This window comes from Acidihalobacter prosperus, assembly GCF_000754095.2.
Classification (GTDB): Bacteria; Pseudomonadota; Gammaproteobacteria; order DSM-5130; family Acidihalobacteraceae; genus Acidihalobacter; species Acidihalobacter prosperus.
Map to the genome: position 1 here is coordinate 672,036 of NZ_JQSG02000001.1, position 20,390 is coordinate 692,425.

Below are 20,390 nucleotides of genomic sequence, written 5' to 3' on the forward strand. Positions count from 1 at the left end.
AACCGAACGCAGGAATCGAGTCATGCAAAGTCTGTCCGTCATTCAAAACGAGCTTTCCTTCATCTGGTGGATTGCCCTGGGATTGAGCTTCATGCTCTACATCGTGCTGGACGGCTCCGATCTCGGCGCCGGCATATTTTCCCTGTTCGTGCGCGACGAGGACGAACGCGGTGCGATCATGGCCTCCATGGCCGGCACGTGGGATGCCAACGAAACCTGGCTGGTGGTCGCCGGAGGCATCATGTTCGGCAGTTTCCCGATGGTTTACGGGTCCGCCTTTCATTATCTGATGATCCCGCTCATGTTCACCTTGCTGAGTATCATCATCCGCGCCGTGGCCCTGGAGTTCCGTGTGCACTCAGATTCCAGCAAGCGTTTCTGGGACTGGGGATTCGGCCTCGGCAGTCTGAGCGCGACGTTCTTCGCCGGCATGGCGCTGGGTGCGGTGCTCAAGGGCTTCCCCCTGAGTCACGGCGTATTGCCCAACTACGAGGGCGGCGACCTGCGCTTTCTCAGCGCCTTCAGCCTGTGGACCGGCGTCGGAGCAGTGGTCGCCGCCTCGCTCGCCGGTGGTCTCTACCTGCGCGCGCGCTTCGAGCGTCGCTGCCCGCTGTACGAGCAGGCCGGCAACTGGGTCGCCGCCAATTTCTACCTCGCACTGGCGGCCGTCGTGGTCACTCTGATCTGGAGTCTGTTCGCGTTCCCATGGGCGGCCTCCAAATGGACCGGCCCCGACGCCTGGATCTGGCTGCTGCTCGGTGCCATCATCGTATTCGCCGCCGTGAAGATGCGCCTGGCATCGGCGCGCCAGCAGGACATGACGGCCATGCTCTGGCTTTCCGCCGTCGTCGTCCTGATGTGGGGCGGGATGATGGCCACGATGTACCCCTGGCTGGTCCCCGGCACCTGGACCCTCTACGACGGCGCCAACCCCTCCAACTCGCTAGTTGCGTTCACCCTCGCGGTGGGCGGGTTCATCCCGGTGATGCTGATGTACAACTGGTATCAATTCTGGGTCTTCCGCGCGCGCATCAACAAGCTGGCGGCCTACGCCCACTAAAACCTTTCGGGGCGGCCGCGCGCCGCAGGCCTGCGGCCGCCCCGTTCAATGATGCGAGACAACATGCGCCACCTCTCTTCCCCCGCGCGCCGCCCAAGCCGCTTGCCGTCCCTGCGCACGCTGGCGCCTCTCGGGCTACCCGCACTGTTTCTCGCCGGACCGCTCGCCGGCATACTTCTGGTCGCGACCATATTCGGCCTCCCGCCCGGCCTGATCCTGCTCGCCGGCGGCGTTTTCGCTCTCAGTCTGTCGTCGCTGCTGTGGCTGTCCCTGCGCCGCCGCCGCGACCACAGCCACACCCGCCGATGAGCGACGCTGTGCCCCCGTGCCAGCCAGCGGCGGACTGGCCTCGGGAACTCCCCCCGCTGCCTGCTGTCAGCCGGTTATCCGATTCCCATCTCCGACCGGCTCCACGCTTCATGCTCATCCGCAGCCCCAGCCATGCGCTCCGGCGACTGGTCATGCAGCCACTGTGGCTCCCCGTGACACTGTCGACCACGTTGTTCGTCTGTGCCATGGCCATACTGGTATTCCTGATACACCATGGCCTGACGCGCTTCGACCCGCTCTACGAACAGGCTCGCAACCTTGCCGCGCTGCAGGCCATCTCAAGCGTGCTGGGTGAAGATCTGGCACGTGGGCATGCCATCACGCCGAAGCTGCGCGAACGGTTGGCAGCGCTGGCGGCTCGTCACGAATGGCTGGCGAAGAGCACCCCCGGACGCCTGCGGATCGCATTGCACCAGCTCGCCGCGCCGCAGGCAGCGGCCAGCGGCCTCAGGCAGGCGCTCGCGACCCTGCATCGCGCGGCCTCGGCCGAGGATCAGGCCCGCGTGCCCATGCTCAAACTGGTCAGCGAGGACGCCGGCCGCGCGCTGCAACTGGCGCTGGCCCTGCTCACCGCCTTTCCGCTGCTGGTCATCGCGCTGCTCAGCGCATTGCAGGGCCGGCTGGTCGCCCCGCTCAGCCGCCTGGCAGACCTGCTGACCGCACTTGCGGGGCGCGAATACCGACCGCTGGACGAGACCGGCATCGCGCCGGTGCTGCGCCCGCTGTTCGCGAGCTACAACCAGCTGGTCGCCCGGCTACGATTGCTGGAGGATCAGCACGCGTTGCGCGAACAGGCGCTCTCGGAAGCCATCGACGAGGCCACGCGCTCGCTCTTTCTCACCCAGGCCGCCCTCACCCGCGCGGAGCGCCTCGCCGCGGCCGGCGAAGTGGCGGCCAGCCTGGCGCACGACCTGCGCAACCCGCTGGCCGGTATTCGACTGGCCCTGAGCAATCTGGAAACCGAATGCGAGGATGTCGAATTCCGCGAGCGCATCACCCTGATCGGGGGTGAAATCGATCGCCTGGTCACCACTCTCAACACCCACCTCTCGCGTGTCCGGCATCGCCCCGAACCGACGCGCCGCGTCGATATCGGCGAAACGCTGCACGGCCTCGTAACTCTGCTGCGTTTTCGATACGGCTCAAGCCTGCGCCTGGTCATCGAGGCCGAAGCGGGCATGATCTGTCCGTTGCCGGAAACCGCCTTCCGGCACACCTTGCTCAATCTGCTGAGCAACGCCTGCGAGGCCAGCGACGGACGTCAGGTCGTGGCACGCGTGCACCGCACCGGAGGATCGATCGCGATCGTCATCGACGACGACGGCCCGGGTTTCCCGGCATCGCTGCTACGCAGCGGTCCTCGCGCCTTCGCCTCGGACAAACCCTCGGGCACCGGCCTGGGACTCGCCACCGCACGCCGTTTCGCGCTCGATTGCGGCGGCCAGTTGCATCTGAGCAACCGCCCGGAAGGCGGCGCCCGCGCCCGCCTCACCCTGCCCTGCAGGCCGCCGGGCGCACTCGATTGAACGTCCAGCCCCACGAAACCCGTCGCACGAGGGATAATGCTCGCCCAAACCGAACGCAGCCATACCATGTCGGACTCCTTGCTGATCATCGAGGATGAAACCCTGCTCGGTAACGAGCTGGCGCGCCATTTCCAGCGCGAGCAATGGGAGGTGACATTGGCAACGACCCTGGAGGACGCGCGCCACTGGCTGTTCGACAGCCAGCTCGACCCGCTGGTGGTACTGTCCGACATGAGCTTGCCCGACGGCAGTGGACTGGATCTGCTGGCCGACGCGCGCGAGGCCGGCAACCGCGCCGAATGGGTGCTGCTGACCGGCTACGGCAGTGTGCCCGACTCGGTCCGCGCGCTACATCTGGGCGCTCACGAATTTCTCGAGAAGCCCTGCGATCGCGACCGGCTCGACCTGGTGATCTCGGGCGCCGCGCGCAGCGCACGGGCGCAGCGACGTCTGAACCAGCAGCAGATGGAAGGCTCGGCACGCTTCAAGCCTTCCGCCATGTACGGCAACAGCGAAGCCAATCGGCGCGTGCGGGCACTGCTCGAACGGCTTGCCCGCGTGCCCTTCAGCAGCCTACTGATCCTCGGCGAAACCGGCACCGGCAAAGGCCTCGCCGCCCGCATCCTGCATCACGTCGGCGCGCGTGCGGACGGCCCCATGGTCCAACTCAACTGCGCCGCGCTACCGCGCGAACTGCTCGAATCCGAACTGTTCGGGCATGAGGCCGGCGCATTCACCGGCGCACGCGGTCGCCATCGCGGGCTGTTCGAGCAGGCCAGCGGGGGCACCCTGTTTCTCGACGAAATCGGCGAGCTTGATATCGACCTGCAGGCCAAGCTGTTGACCGCCATCGAGGAACGCCGCATCCGCCGTCTAGGGGGCGACCGCGAGATCGGCATCGACGTGCAGGTCATCGCGGCCAGCCATCGCAACCTCGCCGAACGGGTAGCCGACGGCCTTTTTCGCGCCGATCTCTATCATCGACTGAGCGTATTCCAGATCGAGCTGCCGCCATTGCGCGAACGGCTGCAGGACCTGGACGAACTGGTACCGGCCTTCGTCGCCGAATTCAACGCCAAGGCCGGACGACAGGTCCGCAAAATCCCGCCGGCCATCATGGCGCGCCTCAAGGCCCACGACTGGCCCGGCAACGTGCGCGAGTTGCGCAATGCCATCGAACGCAGCGTACTGCTCAGCGAGCACGACACGCTGTCGGCGCAATGGCTGCAACTGGGCCGGCCGCAGGAGACGGAACCCCAGCCGCACGCGGACACCGCGGCGCCGTGCATCTGTTTGCCCCTGGACGGCACGCTGGCACTCGAGGACATCGATCGCCGCGTCATCCAGGCCGCACTGGAACAGCACGACTACAATGTCTCCGCGACCGCGCGCGCATTACGCACGACGCGTGAGACACTGCGTTACCGCATGCAGAAATACCAACTTCAACGACAATCCGGCTGACGGCCGGGAACGGGCCCCATGAGCAACTCGCAAGCACCCAGATCGCGCGAAGCCGGCAAGGCGCTGGACCGCTGGCTCCGGCAGTATGCCCCGCTGGTCAGGCTGCCGGTGACGCTGACCGCCGGGCTCGGCCTCGCCACCGGCTTTCTGATCATCCTCCAAGCCTGGCTGCTTGCGCGGATCGTCGACGCCGTCGCGATCCGTGGCCAGACACTGGATGGGGTCGCGCCACTGCTTGGATTCCTGCTCGGCGTATTCGCGCTGCGAGCACTGTTCGCCGTGTTTTCCGAGTCTGCTGCCTTTGCGATCGCGGCGCGCATCAAACGCCATCTCCGATCGATGCTCTACGCGCGCGTCGAAGCGCTGGGTCCAGCCTGGACGCGCACACAACGCAGCGGCGACTTGGCCAACACCCTGGTCGACGGCATCGAGTCCTTGGAAAAATACTACGCGCTCTACCTGCCGCAATCGGCGCTGGCGGCCCTGATCCCGTTGTCGATTCTCGTCTTCGTATTCCCTGCCGACTGGGTATCGGGACTGATCATGGTGCTCACGGCGCCCTTGATTCCGGCGTTCATGATCCTCATCGGCAAGGGCGCGGAACGCCTCAACCAGCGTCAATGGCGCCGGCTCGCGCGCATGAGCGCGCATTTTCTCGACATGATCGAGGGACTGACCACCCTCAAGCTGTTCAATGCCAGCCGGGCCGAAGCCGAGGTCATCGCCCGCATCTCGGATCAGTACCGGCGCAGCACCATGGCCGTGTTGCGGATCGCCTTCCTGTCATCGCTGGCGCTGGAATTTCTGGCCACGCTCAGCATCGCGATGGTCGCGGTATTCATCGGCTTCCGCCTGCTCTACGGCGACATCCATTATCTGCCCGGTTTTTTCGTGCTGCTGCTAGCGCCGGAGTTCTATCTACCGCTGCGCAACATGGGCACCCAATACCACGCCCGCATGGAGGCCATCGGCGCCGCCGAGCGCATGGTCGAGCTGATGGAAGCGAAACCGCCGGCGCCGACTTCAGAAGATGCAGCGCAGTCGCTGATGGCCGCGTCGATTTCGCTGAGTTTCGAGCGGGTGACGTTCGGCTATCCAGGCGGCGCACCCGTACTGCAAGCGCTCGATTTCGAGCTGAATGCAGGCGAACGCGTTGCGTTGGTCGGACCCAGCGGAGCCGGCAAGACGACCGTCCTCCAGCTCGTGCTCGGTTTTCTGCGACCTGATACCGGCATCATCCGCATCAACGGTAGCGCGCTCGACACGCTCGACCCCGAGGACTGGCTACGCCACCTCGCCTGGGTTCCGCAACGCCCCACCCTGTTCCATGGCAGCGTGATCGACAACATCCGCCTCGGCCACACGGCTGCGGATGCGCAGGCCATACGCGAGGCCGCACGGCGTGCGCATGCCGACGATTTCATCGCCCGACTCCCCCAAGCTTACGACACCATGCTCGGCGATCGCGGGCAAGGGCTGTCTGGCGGGCAATTGCAGCGTATTGCGCTGGCGCGCGCATTCCTCAAGGATGCGCCGCTGCTGATTCTCGACGAGCCGACCGCCAGCCTGGACCCCGAGAGCGAACGCCTGATCACCGATGCGGTCGAGCGTCTGGCCGAAGGGCGCACCGTCCTGACGGTGGCGCACCGGCTGGAGACCGTCCGCCGCGCCGACCGCATCCTGGTGCTTGACGGCGGGCGCGTGGTCGAAAGCGGCGCGCACGCTCAACTCGTTGCGGCGGACGGGCTTTACGCCCGCCTGTGCAACGCCTACCGCGGGGAGGCCGCATGAAGGATCTGCGTCGCCTGCTGGCACTGTTCGCACCCTATACGCGCTGGATGCTGGGTGGCATTGCGCTGACACTGGTGGTCGTCCTGGCCAACATCGGCCTGCTCGCCCTGTCCGGCTGGTTCATCACGGCCATGGCATTGGCGGGCCTTGCGCATACGAGCATGGACTACTTCACGCCCGCGGCGGGCATCCGCGGGCTGGCGATCCTGCGCACCGGCGGGCGCTATCTAGAGCGTCTGGTCACTCACGAAGCCACCCTGCGGCTGCTCTCCCGTCTGCGCGTGTGGTTCTATCAGCACCTGGAGCCGCTCGCGCCGGCACGTCTGCAATACTACCGTGGCGGCGATCTGCTCAGTCGCATCCGCGCGGACATCGACACTCTCGACAATTTCTATCTCCGGGTCGTGGCGCCCAGCGTCGCAGCCTTCGTCGGCGTGGCCCTGCTGTCCGGTTTCATGAGCCTGTTCAGCCCGGCCGTCGCGCTGATCAACCTCGGCGGGCTTGCCGTCGCAGGCGTGGCCATCCCCTATCTGGCCCACCGCGCCGGCCGGCGCCCAGGACTGCAAGCCGTCGAAACCCGCGCCGCGCTTCGGTCCACGGTAGTGGACGGTATCCAAGGGCAGGCGGAGTTACGCATCTATGGTGCCGCACCACGGCAGATCGAACGCATCGGTACGCTGACCGATGCACTGATCCGCGAACAAGCCCGGCTCAGCCGCATAGCCGGCCTGTCGGCCGCCGGCAGCAGTCTGACCACCCAGCTGTCCATCTGGCTGGCCCTGCTGATCGCAATCCCGCTGGTCACGCGCCATGCACTCGACGGCCCCGACCTGGCCATGATCGCCCTGTTCGTGATGGCCAGTTTCGAATCCGTCAGCGGATTGCCGCTGGCCTTTCAGAGCCTGGGCGAAACGCTCGCCGCAGCCGGCCGCATCTTCGAGATCATCGACACCCGACCGCAGGTCGAAGACCCCGCCCATCCGGCACCGCCGCCCGCATTGCCGGCGCTGCATTGCCGAGGGCTTCGTATGCGTTACGCAGACGACGCACACTGGGCGCTGGACGGCCTCGATCTCGACCTGCCGGCCGGCCATCGTGTCGCACTGATCGGTGCCACCGGCTCAGGCAAATCGACGCTGATCAATGTGCTGATGCGCTTCTGGGACTACCAGCAAGGCCGTATCGAACTCGACGGCCGCGAACTACGCGAATACACCGGGGAGGATCTGCGCGCCTTCAGCGCCGTGGTCTCGCAGCGCACTCACCTGTTCAACACCACCATCCGCGCCAACCTGCTGCTCGCCCGCCCGGATGCCGGCGAACAAGACCTCATCGCAGCCGCGCGACAGGCTCGCATACACGACGAGATCATGCGCTTCCCCGATGGCTACGACACCTTCGTCGGCGAAGCCGGCGTGCGCCTGTCAGGCGGTCAGGCACGCCGGGTCGCCATCGCCCGCGCGCTGCTCAAAAACACGCCATTGCTGATCCTCGATGAACCCACCGAAGGCTTGGACGCCGATGCCGAACGCCTGGTCATGGCGGCCATCGAATCCGCAATGCAGGGGCGCAGCGTCTTGCTGATCACACACCGGCCGCGCGCCCTCCGGCACATGCACGAAGTCTATATACTTGAGCAGGGCCGCGTCGTGGCGCACGGGGCTCCCGCATCATTGGCCGAAATGCCGGCCTTTGCCGCCTATTCGCAACTGGGTTGATCTGGATCGATTCCAGCATCGATGCAATTGCGCTAGGCTCATCAGGGCTGAGCGCTATTGCAACGCCGACAGGCGGCCTGCACCCGCCCCCATCACGCAGGAGGCCAAGACATGGCAGACAGTCCCAAGGACGAAATCAACGTCATACGGGAAGACCTCGGCAAACTTCGGCAGGACGTCGCCGAACTCACCCGCGCGCTCAAGGATGTGGCTGCAAGTCGCGCCGACGACGCCCGCGCACAGGTCAAGGCAGGCGTAGCGGAAGCGCGCGAACGCCTCAAACAGCAGGCCAGCCAGGCCGGGGAGCAAGGTCGCGAATACTACGATGCCATCGAAAAACAAGTCAGCGAGCGCCCGCTGACCAGCCTGCTCATATCCTTCGGCATCGGTTTCGTGCTCGCCAAGCTGGTCGATCTCGGAGGGCGCCGCTGAACTATCTCACCGAATGGCTGCTGGCGCTGCTCGATCTCCTGCATCTGGAGGGCCAGTCCCTCCGGGTGTCGATCCTACGCCTGGGCGTTGCCCTGTGGCTTGCCCTGGTCGCGGCGGGCCTGCTGCTCGCCGGTCTGCTGCTGCTCGCCTGGGGCTTCGAACGCTGGCTGAGCGCCCATCTCGGACCCGTTGCCTCCCTGCTGCTGACGGGAGGTACCCTGCTGCTTTCGGCCGGAGGCATCGGATGGCTGGCCAGCCGCCGGATTCGCTGACCAGGGCTCGCGGTCGGCTGCGGGCATTGGCCCGTCGTGAACCCTGGCCGCTGCGCTTGCTCGAACCATCGTCCAGACCGCTGCTGCTCGCCTTCTTCGGCGGACTCGCGCTGGGCGGCTTCGACCCCGCACGTCATTGGCTGCGCCGCCGCCTGGCACGCGCCATCGCGCCGCCACCACGCTGAACCCGCTTTTACATATTTTTACCCCATAACCCGCCTGCCGTGTCCGCCTGCGCCACGGCGCCAGGATTCCTGGCCTTGAGCGCGGGGAAAACCGGCACCAACCGCCCTCCGCGAGCCTCATCCGACCGCATATCGGGAACCGGGCCCAATGCCGGTTTGCGACACCTTCACGCCGGCTTAACACAAGTGGACGAACCCCACCGCGCTGCAGCCCACCGGCACCTCCGATATGTGCAGGGCGGCCACCAGATGGGCTATCCTGTCAACGGGCTCAGGAACTCGCCCCTGATGTGGTAGTCATAAATTTTCAGGCAAGGATCGCTACCACATTTCATAATTATGTGCTTGCTATCGCCCTGACTGGCAGGACCTTGACCGCAAGGAAACGGAAGTCGCTCATGAATCGCACGCTTATCCATCAGACACGCCGCTGGCTCTCCCTTTCGTTCGTCGCATTGCTCGCGCTCACCACGCAGGCCTGCGCGCAGGAAGCCTCCGACCATGCCAAGTCCCAGACCCCCTCGCAATCGAGTGCCGCCGCGGCTCCCCAGCTGAGCAGCCTGCCCGATTTCACGCAACTGGTTCACAATGCCGCGCCGGCGGTGGTCAGCATTACCGGCGTCAGGATCATCAAGAGCGATGCGGGCGAGCAGCAGGCCATGCCCGACCTACCGCCGAACAGCCCGTTCCGCCAGTTTTTCAAGCATTTCTTCGGGCCGAACAATCCCTTTGATCAACCCTTCGAGAGCAAGGAACGCATCCTCGGTTCCGGCTTCATCATTTCCTCAGACGGGTATATCGTGACCAACCGGCATGTCGTCGTCGGCGACACGGACCTCAAGGTGCGTCTGCTCGATCGTCATGAGTACACCGCCAAGGTCATCGGCATGGACAAGCGCACCGATCTGGCCTTGCTCAAGATCGACGCGAAGCAGCTGCCCACCCTGCCGCTCGGAAATTCCGATCACCTGCAGGTCGGTCAATGGGTACTCGCCATCGGCAACCCCTTCGGCTTCGACTATACCGCCACCCAAGGCATCATCAGCGCCCTGTCGCGCAATCTGCCCGACGAAAACTACGTGCCGTTCATCCAGACCGATGCTGCGGTCAACCCCGGCAATTCCGGTGGCCCATTACTCAACCTCAAGGGTCAGGTGGTCGGCGTCAACTCGCAGATATACACCAACTCCGGCGGTTTCATGGGGCTGTCCTTTGCGATCCCGATCAATATCGTCAAGGACGTGATCGACCAGCTCAAGGCCCATGGCAAGGTCAGTTACGGTTGGCTCGGCGTCATGGTGCAGGGTATGGATCAGTCACTGGCCCAGTCCTTCGGTCTGCAGCAGCCGACCGGCGCGCTGGTCGCCCAGGTCGAACCCGGAAGTCCGGCCGCCAAGGCGGGCTTCAAATCGGGCGACATCATCCTCGAATTCGGCGGCAAGCCGGTCAAGCGTTCGGGCGATCTGCCGCCGTTGGTCGGTAGTACGCCGGTCGGCACCGTGGTCCCGGTCGATATCCTGCGCGACGGCAAGCACATGACGCTCAAGGTCAAGATCGGCAAATTGAGCGAACAGCAGATGAAGGCGGCACACGAAAAGCCGCCAGCCGACAATGGCCATGGACGCATGGGCATCGCCACCGAAACCATCCCGAAGGACAAGCTCGAAGCCCTTGGGCTCAAGCACGACGCGGTTGTCATCAAGGCACTGAACCCGGACGGGGCGGCGGCCAAGAGCGGGCTGCAGGTCGGCGACATCATTCTGGACTTCGACCGCCATCGGATCACCTCGTCGACGGAACTCAATCGACTGGTCCGACAGGCACCGGGTGGACGCCCGATCCCGATCCTGATCCTGAGGGACAAGACCCCGCTGTTCACCGCGATCACCCTGCCCAAGTAAGTCTTGCCCCCTGGTCGCGCAATGCGGCCGGGGGGCGTCCGGGACATCCCATGAACCCGATGATCGAGCACGAAATGGCCTAGGAAACGACGCACGAGCGACCCGATCCCGCATCTCAATGGAGGTAGCGCATGGCAACTTCACCTTTTGACATCGGCGTTGTCGGCCTGGGCGTGATGGGTGCGAATATCGCGCTCAATCTGGCCAGCCATGGCACCCGGGTAGCCGGCTACAATCACACATCCGAAAAAGCCGAAGCCTTCAGCCGACGGGCAACCAACGAGCTTGGGTCATCCGGCGTCGCGATCGGCAGCAGCGACCTTCCTGCCTTCATACGCTCGCTGGGCACGCCTCGCATCCTGCTTTTGATGGTGCCCGCCGCAGCCGTCGACGAGGTCTTGGATGAGCTGGGCGCCTACCTGCAGCCCGGTGACATCGTCATCGACGGAGGCAATTCCCATTACCCGGATACCGAACGCCGGCTCAAGCAACTGGCTGCACAAGGCCTGCACTTCATCGGCATGGGCATATCGGGTGGCGAATCGGGCGCGCGACACGGTCCCAGCATGATGCCGGGCGGCGAAGAGGCCGCGTGGCGCCATCTCCGCCCACTGCTCGAACCGGCTGCAGCCATCGCCACCGACGGCAAACCCTGCGTGGCCTGGATGGGCTCCGGGGGGGCCGGTCATTTCGTGAAAATGGTTCACAACGGCATCGAATACGCGATCATGCAGCTGATCGCCGAGGTCTATGACCTGCTGCATCGCGGCGGCGGGCTGGACAATGCCCACCTGCACCATCTCTTTGCCTCCTGGCGAGAGGGTCCGCTCGCGTCCTATCTCGTCGAAATCACCGCGGACATCCTGATACAACCTGACGACCTGGGAACGGGCGCACTGCTCGACCGCATCCGCGACCAGGCCGGCCAAAAGGGTACCGGCCGCTGGACCAGCGAGGCGGCTTTCGATCTGGGCGTACCCACGCCTTCGATCGATGCCGCGGTCAGCGCACGGGGCCTCTCCGGCTATTATGCTGAGCGCCAGCACGCCTCGCGTCACCTTTCCGGCCCCCTCTCGACTTCACCCGATTCGCTCCAGGCACGCCTGGCTGGCGCACTGGAAGCGGGAATGCTGCTGGCCTATGCGCAGGGTCTGCACCTCATCTCCGCGGCGAATGCGACATACGGCTACGGCACCTCCCAGGCCACCGTCGCCCATATCTGGCGCGGCGGCTGCATCATCCGCGCCGGCATGCTCGAAACCCTTGCGGAAGCCTATGTGCGCAACGGACATTCCGCCAACCCAATATTCGAACCCGGGATCGCGCAGCGACTCGGCACGCTCGAGTCCGATCTGCGCGCGGTCGTCGCGCAAGGCGCGCTGGGTGGCATACCGCTGCCGGCCTTTTCCGCCACGCTGGCCTATTACGACGCATGGCGCAGTGCACGCCTGCCCGCCAACCTGACCCAGGCGCAGCGGGACTACTTCGGCTCGCATACCTATGAACGGCTGGACAGGGATGGCCGGTTTCACACGCACTGGACACAGGGCGGGCAAGCCCCCGGCGCGTAATGCCCGTGTCACCGTCGCCCGCCGCACCAACCAGAAGCCCCACGGCCGATCCCCATGCTCGGGGGCTGGAACGAACCAACCTCGGACCGCCGGTGCGCGTGGCCGCAGGAATCAGCTGAGACCGGCATGGGCTTCCTGAACCACAGCCTGGCGCTTGCCATCCCCTACCTGATCCAGTACGGCTATCCCGCCATCATCGCGGCCGTTATGCTCGAAGGCATCGGGGTTTCCACATTCGGCCGGACCTTCGTCGTCGCCGGCGGCCTACCGCCTGGACACGGCGCATGAACCCCTGGCGGGTCTTCGGCAGCGCGCTGCTTGCAGCACTGACCGGCTACGACAACTTCGGCTACCCGCGCGGCAGCTCGGGCGAGGGCCGATTTTTGCTGCGCACGCGTTCGATCAATCCACACCCCCTCGCCCGCGTGCAGCGCCTGTTCCGACGAAAAGGCCTCTGGATCGCGAGGCGCGCGCCAATTCTGGATGGACGACGGCAGTTCAACGCGCCCGTGGCCGGGATGATCGGAATGCCTTGGCGTCGCTTCGTGGCGCAGGCCAATGCCTCGGTCTGCCTTGCCTGGGCTGCGATCTGGACGCCCTACGCTCGGAACGAACACCTCGATACCGTATTGGACCCGCTCACGCCTCTCCGTCCCGTCCTGCTGCCGCTTGCCGCGGGCATGCTCGTCACCCTGGCCGCCTATCCGCGCGCACGCCTCCCCTCCCGAGGCACGGAAACATGAATCAAAATGCTCCCGGCGGCCCCGGTGCCCCCGCAACCTGGAGCCCCAGCCGCAAGGACATGATCGGCTGCGCGCTGGGGCCGCCGCGTCTCTGGTACACGCTGGGGCAAGGCATCGTCAACGAGGTTTATTACCCGAGGGTCGATATCCCGCAAATCCGCGATTTGGGTTTCATCGTCGCCGACGACAAGGGCTTCTGGGTCGAAGTCAAACGTCACGGCGACTATGTCGTCCAACCCTGCGGCGCAGGCGCACCGGTGGTGACGCTGACCCATCATCACCCTCGTTTCACGCTACGCATCGGCATCTGCCCGGATCCGCGCCGCGACGTGCTGATGCTGGAAGTCGTACTGGAGGGCGATTCGGATCTGCATCCGTACGTGCTGCTCGCACCACGCTTGGGCGGCAGCGGCGATCGGAATGAAGCCTGGTACGAACGCTACCGCGGCCGTCACGTACTCTGCGCCCGGCAAGGCCCCTTTGCCCTCGCGCTCGCCGCGCGCAGCGAGGACGGCGAGGACGGCCTGATGCGCGGCGCGGCCGGCTACGTGGGCGAAAACGACGGCTGGCAGGATTTTGCCCGTCACGGCGCCATGCGGTGGACGCATGCGCAGGCCGGCCCAGGCAATGTCGCCCTCACGGGCGCGTTGCCCAGACGGGCCGTATTGGCCCTAGGATTCGGCAGCGGATGCCGCTCGGCTGCCACTCTCGCCTTCGCCAGTCTGAGCCACGATTACGCGCACGTCGTCGACCATTGCTGCGCCCAGTGGGAGACCTGGCATCGGGTCTGGCAGGCCCAGTTCCCCGAGGTGGAGGCGCTTGAACGCCCCCTGTTCGAGCTATTGCGCACATCGGCCATGGTCGTCAAGGCGCACGAGGACAAGACCTATCCTGGTGCCGTGGTTGCCAGTCTGAGCATCCCCTGGGGGGAAACGCGCGAACGCGAAGGAGGCTATCACCTCGTCTGGCCGCGCGATCTGGTGGAAACCGCCGGCGCGCTGCTAGCGCTCGGCGCACACGACGACGCCCGCGCCAACCTGCGCTATCTGATCGCCACCCAGCATGCCGATGGCCACTGGCACCAGAACCAGTGGCTCGGCGGCCGCGCCTACTGGACCGGTCAGCAGCTCGACGAAACGGCCTTCCCGGTGCTGCTTGCGGGCGCATTGGATGCGCACGGTGCGCTCGGCGACATACAGCCCCGGCACATGATCCGCCAGGCATTGAGCTATCTGGCCCTCAATGGCCCCGTCAGCGACCAGGATCGCTGGGAGGAGGATTGCGGCCTGAGCCCCTTCACCCTGGCGGTCATGATCGCCGCGCTGGTGGCAGGCGCCGATTATCTCCCGCCCGCAGAACGCGATTTAGCGCTCGAACTCGCCGATAGCTGGAACACGCAAATCGAAGACTGGACGGTCGCACGTGACAGCGAACTCGGTCAACGACACGGTATTGCGGCGCACTACGTTCGCGTGGGGCCACGCGGCATGCTGCAAGACCGGCGCGCGCTGAACGAGGCGATCATCGTCAACAACCGCGACCCGCAACCCGGGCTCAAAGCCAATGGCCACATCAGTCTCGATTTTCTGCAACTCGTACGCTACGGCCTGCGGCGCGCCGACGACCCACTGGTCCTCGACACCCTCGCTCTGGCGGACCGCCTGCTCAAGATCGAAACCCCGCACGGCCCCGTCTGGTATCGCTACAACGAGGATGGATACGGCGAACATGACGACGGCAGCCCCTTTGACGGTATCGGCCGGGGCCGGCCCTGGCCACTGCTGGCCGGCGAACGCGGGCACTACGAAATCGCCGCCGGCGGCGACCCACTGCCCCTGTTACGGGCCATGGCCGCCAGCGCGAGCCCTGCCGGCATGCTGCCTGAACAGATATGGGACGGTCGCCCCCTACCCGAGTGCGGGCTCGCACCCTATGCGCCAACCGGCTCGGCCATGCCGCTCGCCTGGGCACATGCCGAGTTCATCAAGCTCGCCGCGGGACGTGCGCGAGGCCGCCCGGTCGATCGCCCCGAGGCCGTTTGGCGCCGCTACCGTGGCGAACGCCCGGCCTCCCGCATTCGATTCTGGACGCTGGCGGCACCTGCGGGCTGGATTGACGCGGGCTGCCGTCTCAAGCTGCTCCTGCCTCGTGCCGCCGTCCTCCTCTGGAGTCTCGACGACTGGCAGCATGCCCATAAAACGACGTCTGCCGCGGCGCTGCTCGGTATTCATCCCGTGACACCGGACTGGACCGCGCAGAGCGGGCAAACGCTGCGCTTCACCTTGCGCTGGGCGGATGGTTCCCCCAACACGCCCGAATACCGTATCGTGTGCGGCTGACCGGTGATAAGGTCTCAGCAATCACCCTGATCCTAGGAGAAACCGCTTTGGCATTATCCCATCGCCCTCCATGCTGGCAGCACGCCATGCTGCTGCCCTTTGCCCTTTACGCCGCGCAAGCGGGTGCGGCGCTGCCCGTCGCCAGTACCCTCGCGGCGCCGCCGGCAATGACGGCACCCACGCTGAATCCGCGGATAGAGGCACTCAACCGCATGCAGGTCTACGCCGCCCAGGCGATGGCAGACGCCATCGAGGCGCGCGCGGCCCTGCACGACAAGAATCTGGTTGGCCTCGATGCCGATTTGACCAAGGTCCAGGTCATGCTCGAGCTGATCCGCGCGCGCATGCCCGGCGCGGAATTCCTGGCCATGGTCAGGGCGATGCGCGCGAAAATGCATTTTGAGGACAACAAGCAGGTCCAGCCGTTCTTCAGCCATCTTTTCTATGCGCTGGACGATCTCGGCGACGGCAAGGTGGTCAAGCACGCACGCAAGTATCTCACTCGGGCGCAGCATGCCCTGGCGGTACCCAATCGTGCCGCCGCCCTGGACGCGCTGCGCAAATCCGCCGCCGCATTCGACAACCCCTTTATCTCGCCGCCGCTCAAGGCTGCATCCGCCAATCTGGAACAGGCCTTCGTGGCACTCAACGCCAGCGACAATACGATTTCGGACAACCTGCTCAAACGACTGGTGAAACACCTCGAATCGCTACATCGCGCATTCGCCACCTACCCGCTGGACATGCAGCCGGAAGCGCCCGCGACTCAGGATTGAGCCTCGCCCGGCTGGCCGTGTTGCGGGGCACGCAGCCGGGCCAGCCAGCGCTCGGCCGTCACATAGAACGCGGGGGTCACGTACAAGGTCAGCAGCTGTGAAAACACCAGCCCGCCGACCACGGCAATGCCCAGCGGCATGTGCGCACGCGCATCGGAACCGAAGCCCAGCGCAATGGGCAGGGTGCCGAGGATGGCTGCTGCCGTCGTCATCATGATCGGCCGGAAACGGACCACACAGGCATCGTGGATAGCGCTCAACGCATCCTCGCCCTCGCGCCGCCGCTCAATGGCGAAATCGATCATGATGATCCCGTTTTTCTTCACCAGCCCGACCAGCATGATCACCCCGACGAAGCTGAACAGATCGAGTGGCTGGCGGAAGACGTAAAGCGAGAGCAAGGCGCCGAATCCGGCCAGGGGCAGCGCGGTGAGGATGGTCAACGGGTGCACGAAGTGCTCGTACAGGATGGCCAGGATCACGTAGATCACCAGAATCGTCACCAGCAACAGCACCGGCAACGTCACCAGCGATTCCTGAAACGATTGCGCGCTGCCCGCGAACTGGCCGCTTACCCCCGCAGGCAGCACTTGCCGGGCAAGCGCCTGAATCCTGCCCGTCACGTCGCCGAGCGAGATGCCCGGTTCCAGGTTGAACGATACCGTCGCCGATGGCATCTGGCCGTAGTGCTCGACGCTCAGCGGCCCGACGCCATAGCCCAGACGCGCCACCGCATGCAAGGGCACAAGCTGGCCGGCGCTGCCGGGCAGATAGATCGCCGACAGCGCCGAGGCGTCGATCTGATATTCCGGCGCGAGCTGGGTGATCACCTGATATTGCTGCGCTGCACCGTAGATGGTGCCAACGGTGGCGCCGCCATAAGCCAGGTTAAGGGTCTTTTCGATGCTCTGGGGGGTTACGCCCAGCGCCGCCGCGCGTTCACGCAGGATGTGTATGCGAATCTGCGGATTCTTCAGCTGGAGGCTCGAATTGACGCCGATGACGCCCGGCACGCGACGCAGCGCCGGCTCGAAGTCGAGTACGGCGCGTTCCAGCTCGGATTCGCTACCGGCCTGCAGCACGAACTGGTAGTTGGCATTGCTGGAAAGCGCGCCAAGCTGGATCGCCGGCGGCTGGATGAAGAAGGCCCTGACCAGCGGGAAGCGCGTCATTTCACGCCGCAGTTGCATCATCACGGTATCGATATCGGCCCGCTCGCTGGCGGGCTTGAGATGGATGATGATGCGACCGACGTTGCTGCCGCCGAAACCACCGCCGCTTTGCCCCGCGCTGGACATGACCACGGCAACCGCGGAATTGGCCTGTATCCGCTTCGCCACCGCCTGCTGTTCCCTTGCAAGCTGGGCGAAAGTAATGCCTTCCGGATAGCGCAGATTGGCGATGACCATGCCAGAGTCTCCGCTCGGGATGAAGGCCTTCTGCACCATCATGAACAGCACGAACGCGGCCACCAGGCTTAGGCCGGCCAACCCCAGCACCCAGGCTCGATGGCGCAGCGACCAGGCCAGGCTGTCGCCGTACAGCCGCGTCAACGTCGCAAAGCCACGCTGAAAGGCAGAGCGACTCGGCGCCTGCGCGTCCAGTCGTTTGCGCAGGCGCATGCGTGAAAGCAGCATCGGCGTCAACGTCAGCGATACCGCCCCTGACACCAGAATGACGACTGCGATGGTCACACCGAATTCCAGGAACAGGCGGCCGAGCAGCCCCCCCATGAATATCAGCGGCAGAAACACGGCGGCCAGCGACAGGGTCATCGACAGCACGGTGAAGCCGATCTCGCGACTCCCCAACAGCGCCGCCCGCATGGGTGACAGACCGGCCTCGCGATGGCGCGAAATATTTTCCAGCATCACCACCGCATCGTCGACGACGAAACCGACCGACAGTGTCAGCGCCAGCAATGTGAGCACGTTGAGGCTGTAACCGAGCGCTTGCAGCACTGCAAAGGTACCGAGCAGCGATATCGGGATCGCCACCGCCGCCACCAGCATCTGGCGCATATCGCCAAGGAACAGCCAGATCACGAAGGCCACCAGCGCGCTGGCGAGCAGTAGCGTGAACTGCACCTCATCCACCGCCGCCTTCACGTATTTCGATTTGTCGTAGAGGATGTGCACACTGGCGCCGCCGGGCAGTGCTGCCTGCAGCTTCGGCAGCATTTCGCGGACCCGTGCAGCCACGTCGACGGTATTGCTGTCCGGCTCGCGCACCACCGCCAGCACGATGCCGCGGTCACCGTTGATCCAGCTCGCCTGAAGATTCTGCTCCACACTGTTTTCGGCGCGACCGACCTGATCGAGACGCACCGGGGCACCGTTGCTGTAGGCCAGGACCATATGGTTGTAGGCGGCCGCATCGTCGAGCTGACCGTCCACATTGAGGTCGTAATTGCTCGCGCGCCCTTGCAGCGTACCCTGGGGCAGATTGACGTTAAGCGCGCCAATCGCCGACTCGACGCCGGTCAGCGAAAGATTGCGCGCAGCCAGCGCGTAGGGATTGAGGTATATGCGTACGGCATAGGTCTGGCCGCCGAACACCCGCACCTGGGCGACGCCGGGCACGCCCGAAAGCTGCGTCGCGAAGCGTTGTTCGGCATAGGCATCGAGCTTGTACAACGGCATGTTCGGCGCCGACAGCCCGATGAACATGATCGGACTCTGCGCAGGGTTTACCTGACGCACCAGCGGCGTCTGCGGCATATTCGGAGGCAGGAACCGGGAGGCCTGCCCCACCGCGGCCTGAACTTCCTGTGAGGCAGCGTCGATATTGGTCTTGAGATCGAACTGCAGGGTGATGCGCGTGTTGCCGTTGCGACTCTCCGAACTCATCGAGAGCAGCCCCGGGATACTCGAAAACTGGTTTTCGAGCGGTGAGGCGACGGCCGAAGCCATGGTCTGGGCGCTGGCGCCCGGCAGGCTCGCCGATACCATGATGGTGGGGAATGAAACGCTCGGCAGCAGGGCCACCGGGAGTCCGCGGTAGGCCAGCAAGCCCATCAGAATCGCGGCCAGCGTCAGCACGGTGGTCATCACCGGCCGACGGATGAACGGCCCGGCAAGGTTCATGGACGTTCACCGTGTGCGCGGCGATCGACGCCTGCAAGCCTCTTGCGCTCACCCATCGGCTGACCGGCGCCTGCATGCCCGTCCAGCACGCGGACCGGGGCGTTGGGCCGCATCCGTGCCGGCACCGGATCGACCACGTCTTCGCCAACGGCGAGGCCGCCATCGACGACCGCCCAGTCATCGGCGATGAACTCGAGCTTGATCGTCTGGATCTGTGCATGGCCATTGCGCACCACATATACGAACGGCCCGCGCTGTCCCTGCTGCACGCTGCGCGCGGGTACGACCAGGGCATGCGGCAACGTGCGCAATGTGAGCCGTGCGACAACGAACTGCCCCGGCCAGAGCTTCAGGTCGGCATTGTCCGCCAGCGCACGCAACGCAACGGTGCCGGTGCCGGATGCGACCGCGTTGTCGACAAAACGCAGGCGCCCCTGCGCCAGCGGCTTGCCCTGATCGTCTTCACGATAAAGTACGACGTCGTTCGCTCGACTCGCGGCCAACGCCTCGCGTACCGCCGGCAGCTGCGACTGTGGCACGCTGAAGTCGACCTCAACGGGATTCATCTGATTGATTGTCGCCAACATGGTCGAATCCGCCTGCACCACATTCCCGGCCTTGATGTCCACCGCGCCGAGGCGACCGTCGATCGGCGAACGAATCGTGGTATAGCCGAGCTGGATGCGCGCGGTCTCGACCGCGTAGCGATCCTGTTTCACCTGCGCGGAAGCGGCCAGCGCGGCGGCTTGCGCCTGCTCGAAACTCTGGCGGGTCACATAATCCTTGGCCACCAGAGGACGCAGCGCGACGACCTGATCGGCCGTGTAGCGCGCATTGGCAAGATCACCCTGCAGCTTGGCCTCGGCCTGTCGGAGCGCTGCCAGGAAAGGACGTTGATCCAGGCGGAACAGCACTTCTCCGGCACGCACCTGCTGTCCGGAATGTACCTCGACCGCGCTCAGCATTCCCGTAACCTGCGGGCGCACGGTCACGGCATGCAGGCTTTGCACGGTGCCGACGCTCGTCACCGTCACCGGCATATCGCGAGTGGTGACCTTGGTGACCTGGACCGGCACCTCCATGCCGGCCATGGGGCCATGCCTGCGTCCCTCCTCCTTGCCGCACCCGGCCAGCATCACCGCCAGGCCGATCAGAGGCACGTGCCATGCCAGTTTACGCAGCATTTATCGACTCCC

Annotated in this window: 17 protein-coding genes; 15 read left to right on the forward strand and 2 right to left on the reverse strand. The window is 65.3% G+C overall.

Going from position 1 to position 20,390, the window contains the following annotated elements; translation table 11 throughout:
- The first annotated feature begins 22 nt into the window (after positions 1-22).
- The 15 genes from THPRO_RS03320 to THPRO_RS03380 all read left to right on the forward strand — a co-directional run bounded on the left by THPRO_RS03320 (position 23) and on the right by THPRO_RS03380 (position 16,108).
- Positions 23-1,060, forward strand: coding sequence for a cytochrome d ubiquinol oxidase subunit II (locus tag THPRO_RS03320; protein WP_038086640.1), 1,038 nt, complete (start codon positions 23-25; stop codon positions 1,058-1,060).
- Positions 1,061-1,123: 63 nt separating this feature from the next.
- The gene (locus THPRO_RS03325) at positions 1,124-1,369 is read left to right on the forward strand and encodes a hypothetical protein (protein ID WP_145930677.1); all 246 of its coding nucleotides are present in this window, start codon (positions 1,124-1,126) and stop codon (positions 1,367-1,369) included.
- A gap of 152 nt (positions 1,370-1,521) precedes the next feature.
- Positions 1,522-2,916: a sensor histidine kinase gene (locus THPRO_RS03330; protein ID WP_161489923.1), complete on the forward strand. Its 1,395-nt coding sequence runs from the start codon at positions 1,522-1,524 to the stop codon at positions 2,914-2,916.
- 36 nt (positions 2,917-2,952) lie between these two features.
- A complete protein-coding gene (locus tag THPRO_RS03335) occupies positions 2,953-4,380 on the forward strand; it encodes a sigma-54-dependent transcriptional regulator (protein ID WP_330219978.1) in 1,428 nt (475 codons plus the stop codon).
- Positions 4,381-4,398: 18 nt separating this feature from the next.
- Positions 4,399-6,171, forward strand: a complete 1,773-nt coding sequence (gene cydD / locus THPRO_RS03340; protein ID WP_038086643.1) for a thiol reductant ABC exporter subunit CydD — start codon at positions 4,399-4,401, stop codon at positions 6,169-6,171.
- Positions 6,168-7,889, forward strand: coding sequence for a thiol reductant ABC exporter subunit CydC (cydC, locus tag THPRO_RS03345; RefSeq protein ID WP_052064013.1), 1,722 nt, complete (start codon positions 6,168-6,170; stop codon positions 7,887-7,889). Before cydD ends, cydC begins: the two co-directional genes overlap by 4 nt.
- A gap of 111 nt (positions 7,890-8,000) precedes the next feature.
- Entirely contained in the window at positions 8,001-8,321 is a 321-nt protein-coding gene (locus THPRO_RS03350; RefSeq protein WP_038086645.1) for a DUF883 family protein, read from the forward strand.
- 65 nt (positions 8,322-8,386) lie between these two features.
- On the forward strand, positions 8,387-8,593 hold the full coding sequence (locus THPRO_RS03355) for a hypothetical protein (protein ID WP_038086646.1): 207 nt from the start codon (positions 8,387-8,389) through the stop codon (positions 8,591-8,593).
- Positions 8,566-8,778, forward strand: coding sequence for a hypothetical protein (locus THPRO_RS16595; protein ID WP_145930678.1), 213 nt, complete (start codon positions 8,566-8,568; stop codon positions 8,776-8,778). The genes THPRO_RS03355 and THPRO_RS16595 overlap by 28 nt, the downstream gene beginning before the upstream one ends.
- A 398-nt stretch (positions 8,779-9,176) precedes the next feature.
- Entirely contained in the window at positions 9,177-10,679 is a 1,503-nt protein-coding gene (locus THPRO_RS03360) for a DegQ family serine endoprotease (protein WP_082954402.1), read from the forward strand.
- Positions 10,680-10,810: 131 nt separating this feature from the next.
- On the forward strand, positions 10,811-12,250 hold the full coding sequence (gene gndA, locus THPRO_RS03365) for an NADP-dependent phosphogluconate dehydrogenase (RefSeq protein WP_038086648.1): 1,440 nt from the start codon (positions 10,811-10,813) through the stop codon (positions 12,248-12,250).
- A gap of 126 nt (positions 12,251-12,376) precedes the next feature.
- Positions 12,377-12,538 carry a hypothetical protein gene (locus tag THPRO_RS16935; RefSeq protein WP_161489924.1) on the forward strand — a complete coding sequence of 54 codons (162 nt, stop codon included), beginning with the start codon at positions 12,377-12,379 and terminating at the stop codon, positions 12,536-12,538.
- Positions 12,535-12,993: a DedA family protein gene (locus THPRO_RS03370; protein ID WP_052064015.1), complete on the forward strand. Its 459-nt coding sequence runs from the start codon at positions 12,535-12,537 to the stop codon at positions 12,991-12,993. The genes THPRO_RS16935 and THPRO_RS03370 overlap by 4 nt, the downstream gene beginning before the upstream one ends.
- Complete coding sequence (locus tag THPRO_RS03375; protein WP_052064016.1) at positions 12,990-15,332, forward strand: glycoside hydrolase family 15 protein; 2,343 nt, start codon at positions 12,990-12,992, stop codon at positions 15,330-15,332. Before THPRO_RS03370 ends, THPRO_RS03375 begins: the two co-directional genes overlap by 4 nt.
- An 86-nt stretch (positions 15,333-15,418) precedes the next feature.
- Complete coding sequence (locus THPRO_RS03380) at positions 15,419-16,108, forward strand: hypothetical protein (RefSeq protein ID WP_038086649.1); 690 nt, start codon at positions 15,419-15,421, stop codon at positions 16,106-16,108.
- On the opposite strand, the gene THPRO_RS03385 is transcribed toward THPRO_RS03380, so the two are convergent.
- Positions 16,099-19,194 (reverse strand): efflux RND transporter permease subunit, encoded by a 3,096-nt coding sequence (locus THPRO_RS03385; protein ID WP_038086650.1) that lies wholly within the window; start codon positions 19,192-19,194, stop codon positions 16,099-16,101. The two genes, THPRO_RS03380 and THPRO_RS03385, sit on opposite strands and share 10 nt — an antisense overlap.
- Entirely contained in the window at positions 19,191-20,378 is a 1,188-nt protein-coding gene (locus THPRO_RS03390; RefSeq protein ID WP_052064017.1) for an efflux RND transporter periplasmic adaptor subunit, read from the reverse strand. The genes THPRO_RS03385 and THPRO_RS03390 overlap by 4 nt, the downstream gene beginning before the upstream one ends.
- Between the last annotated feature and the right edge of the window lie 12 nt (positions 20,379-20,390).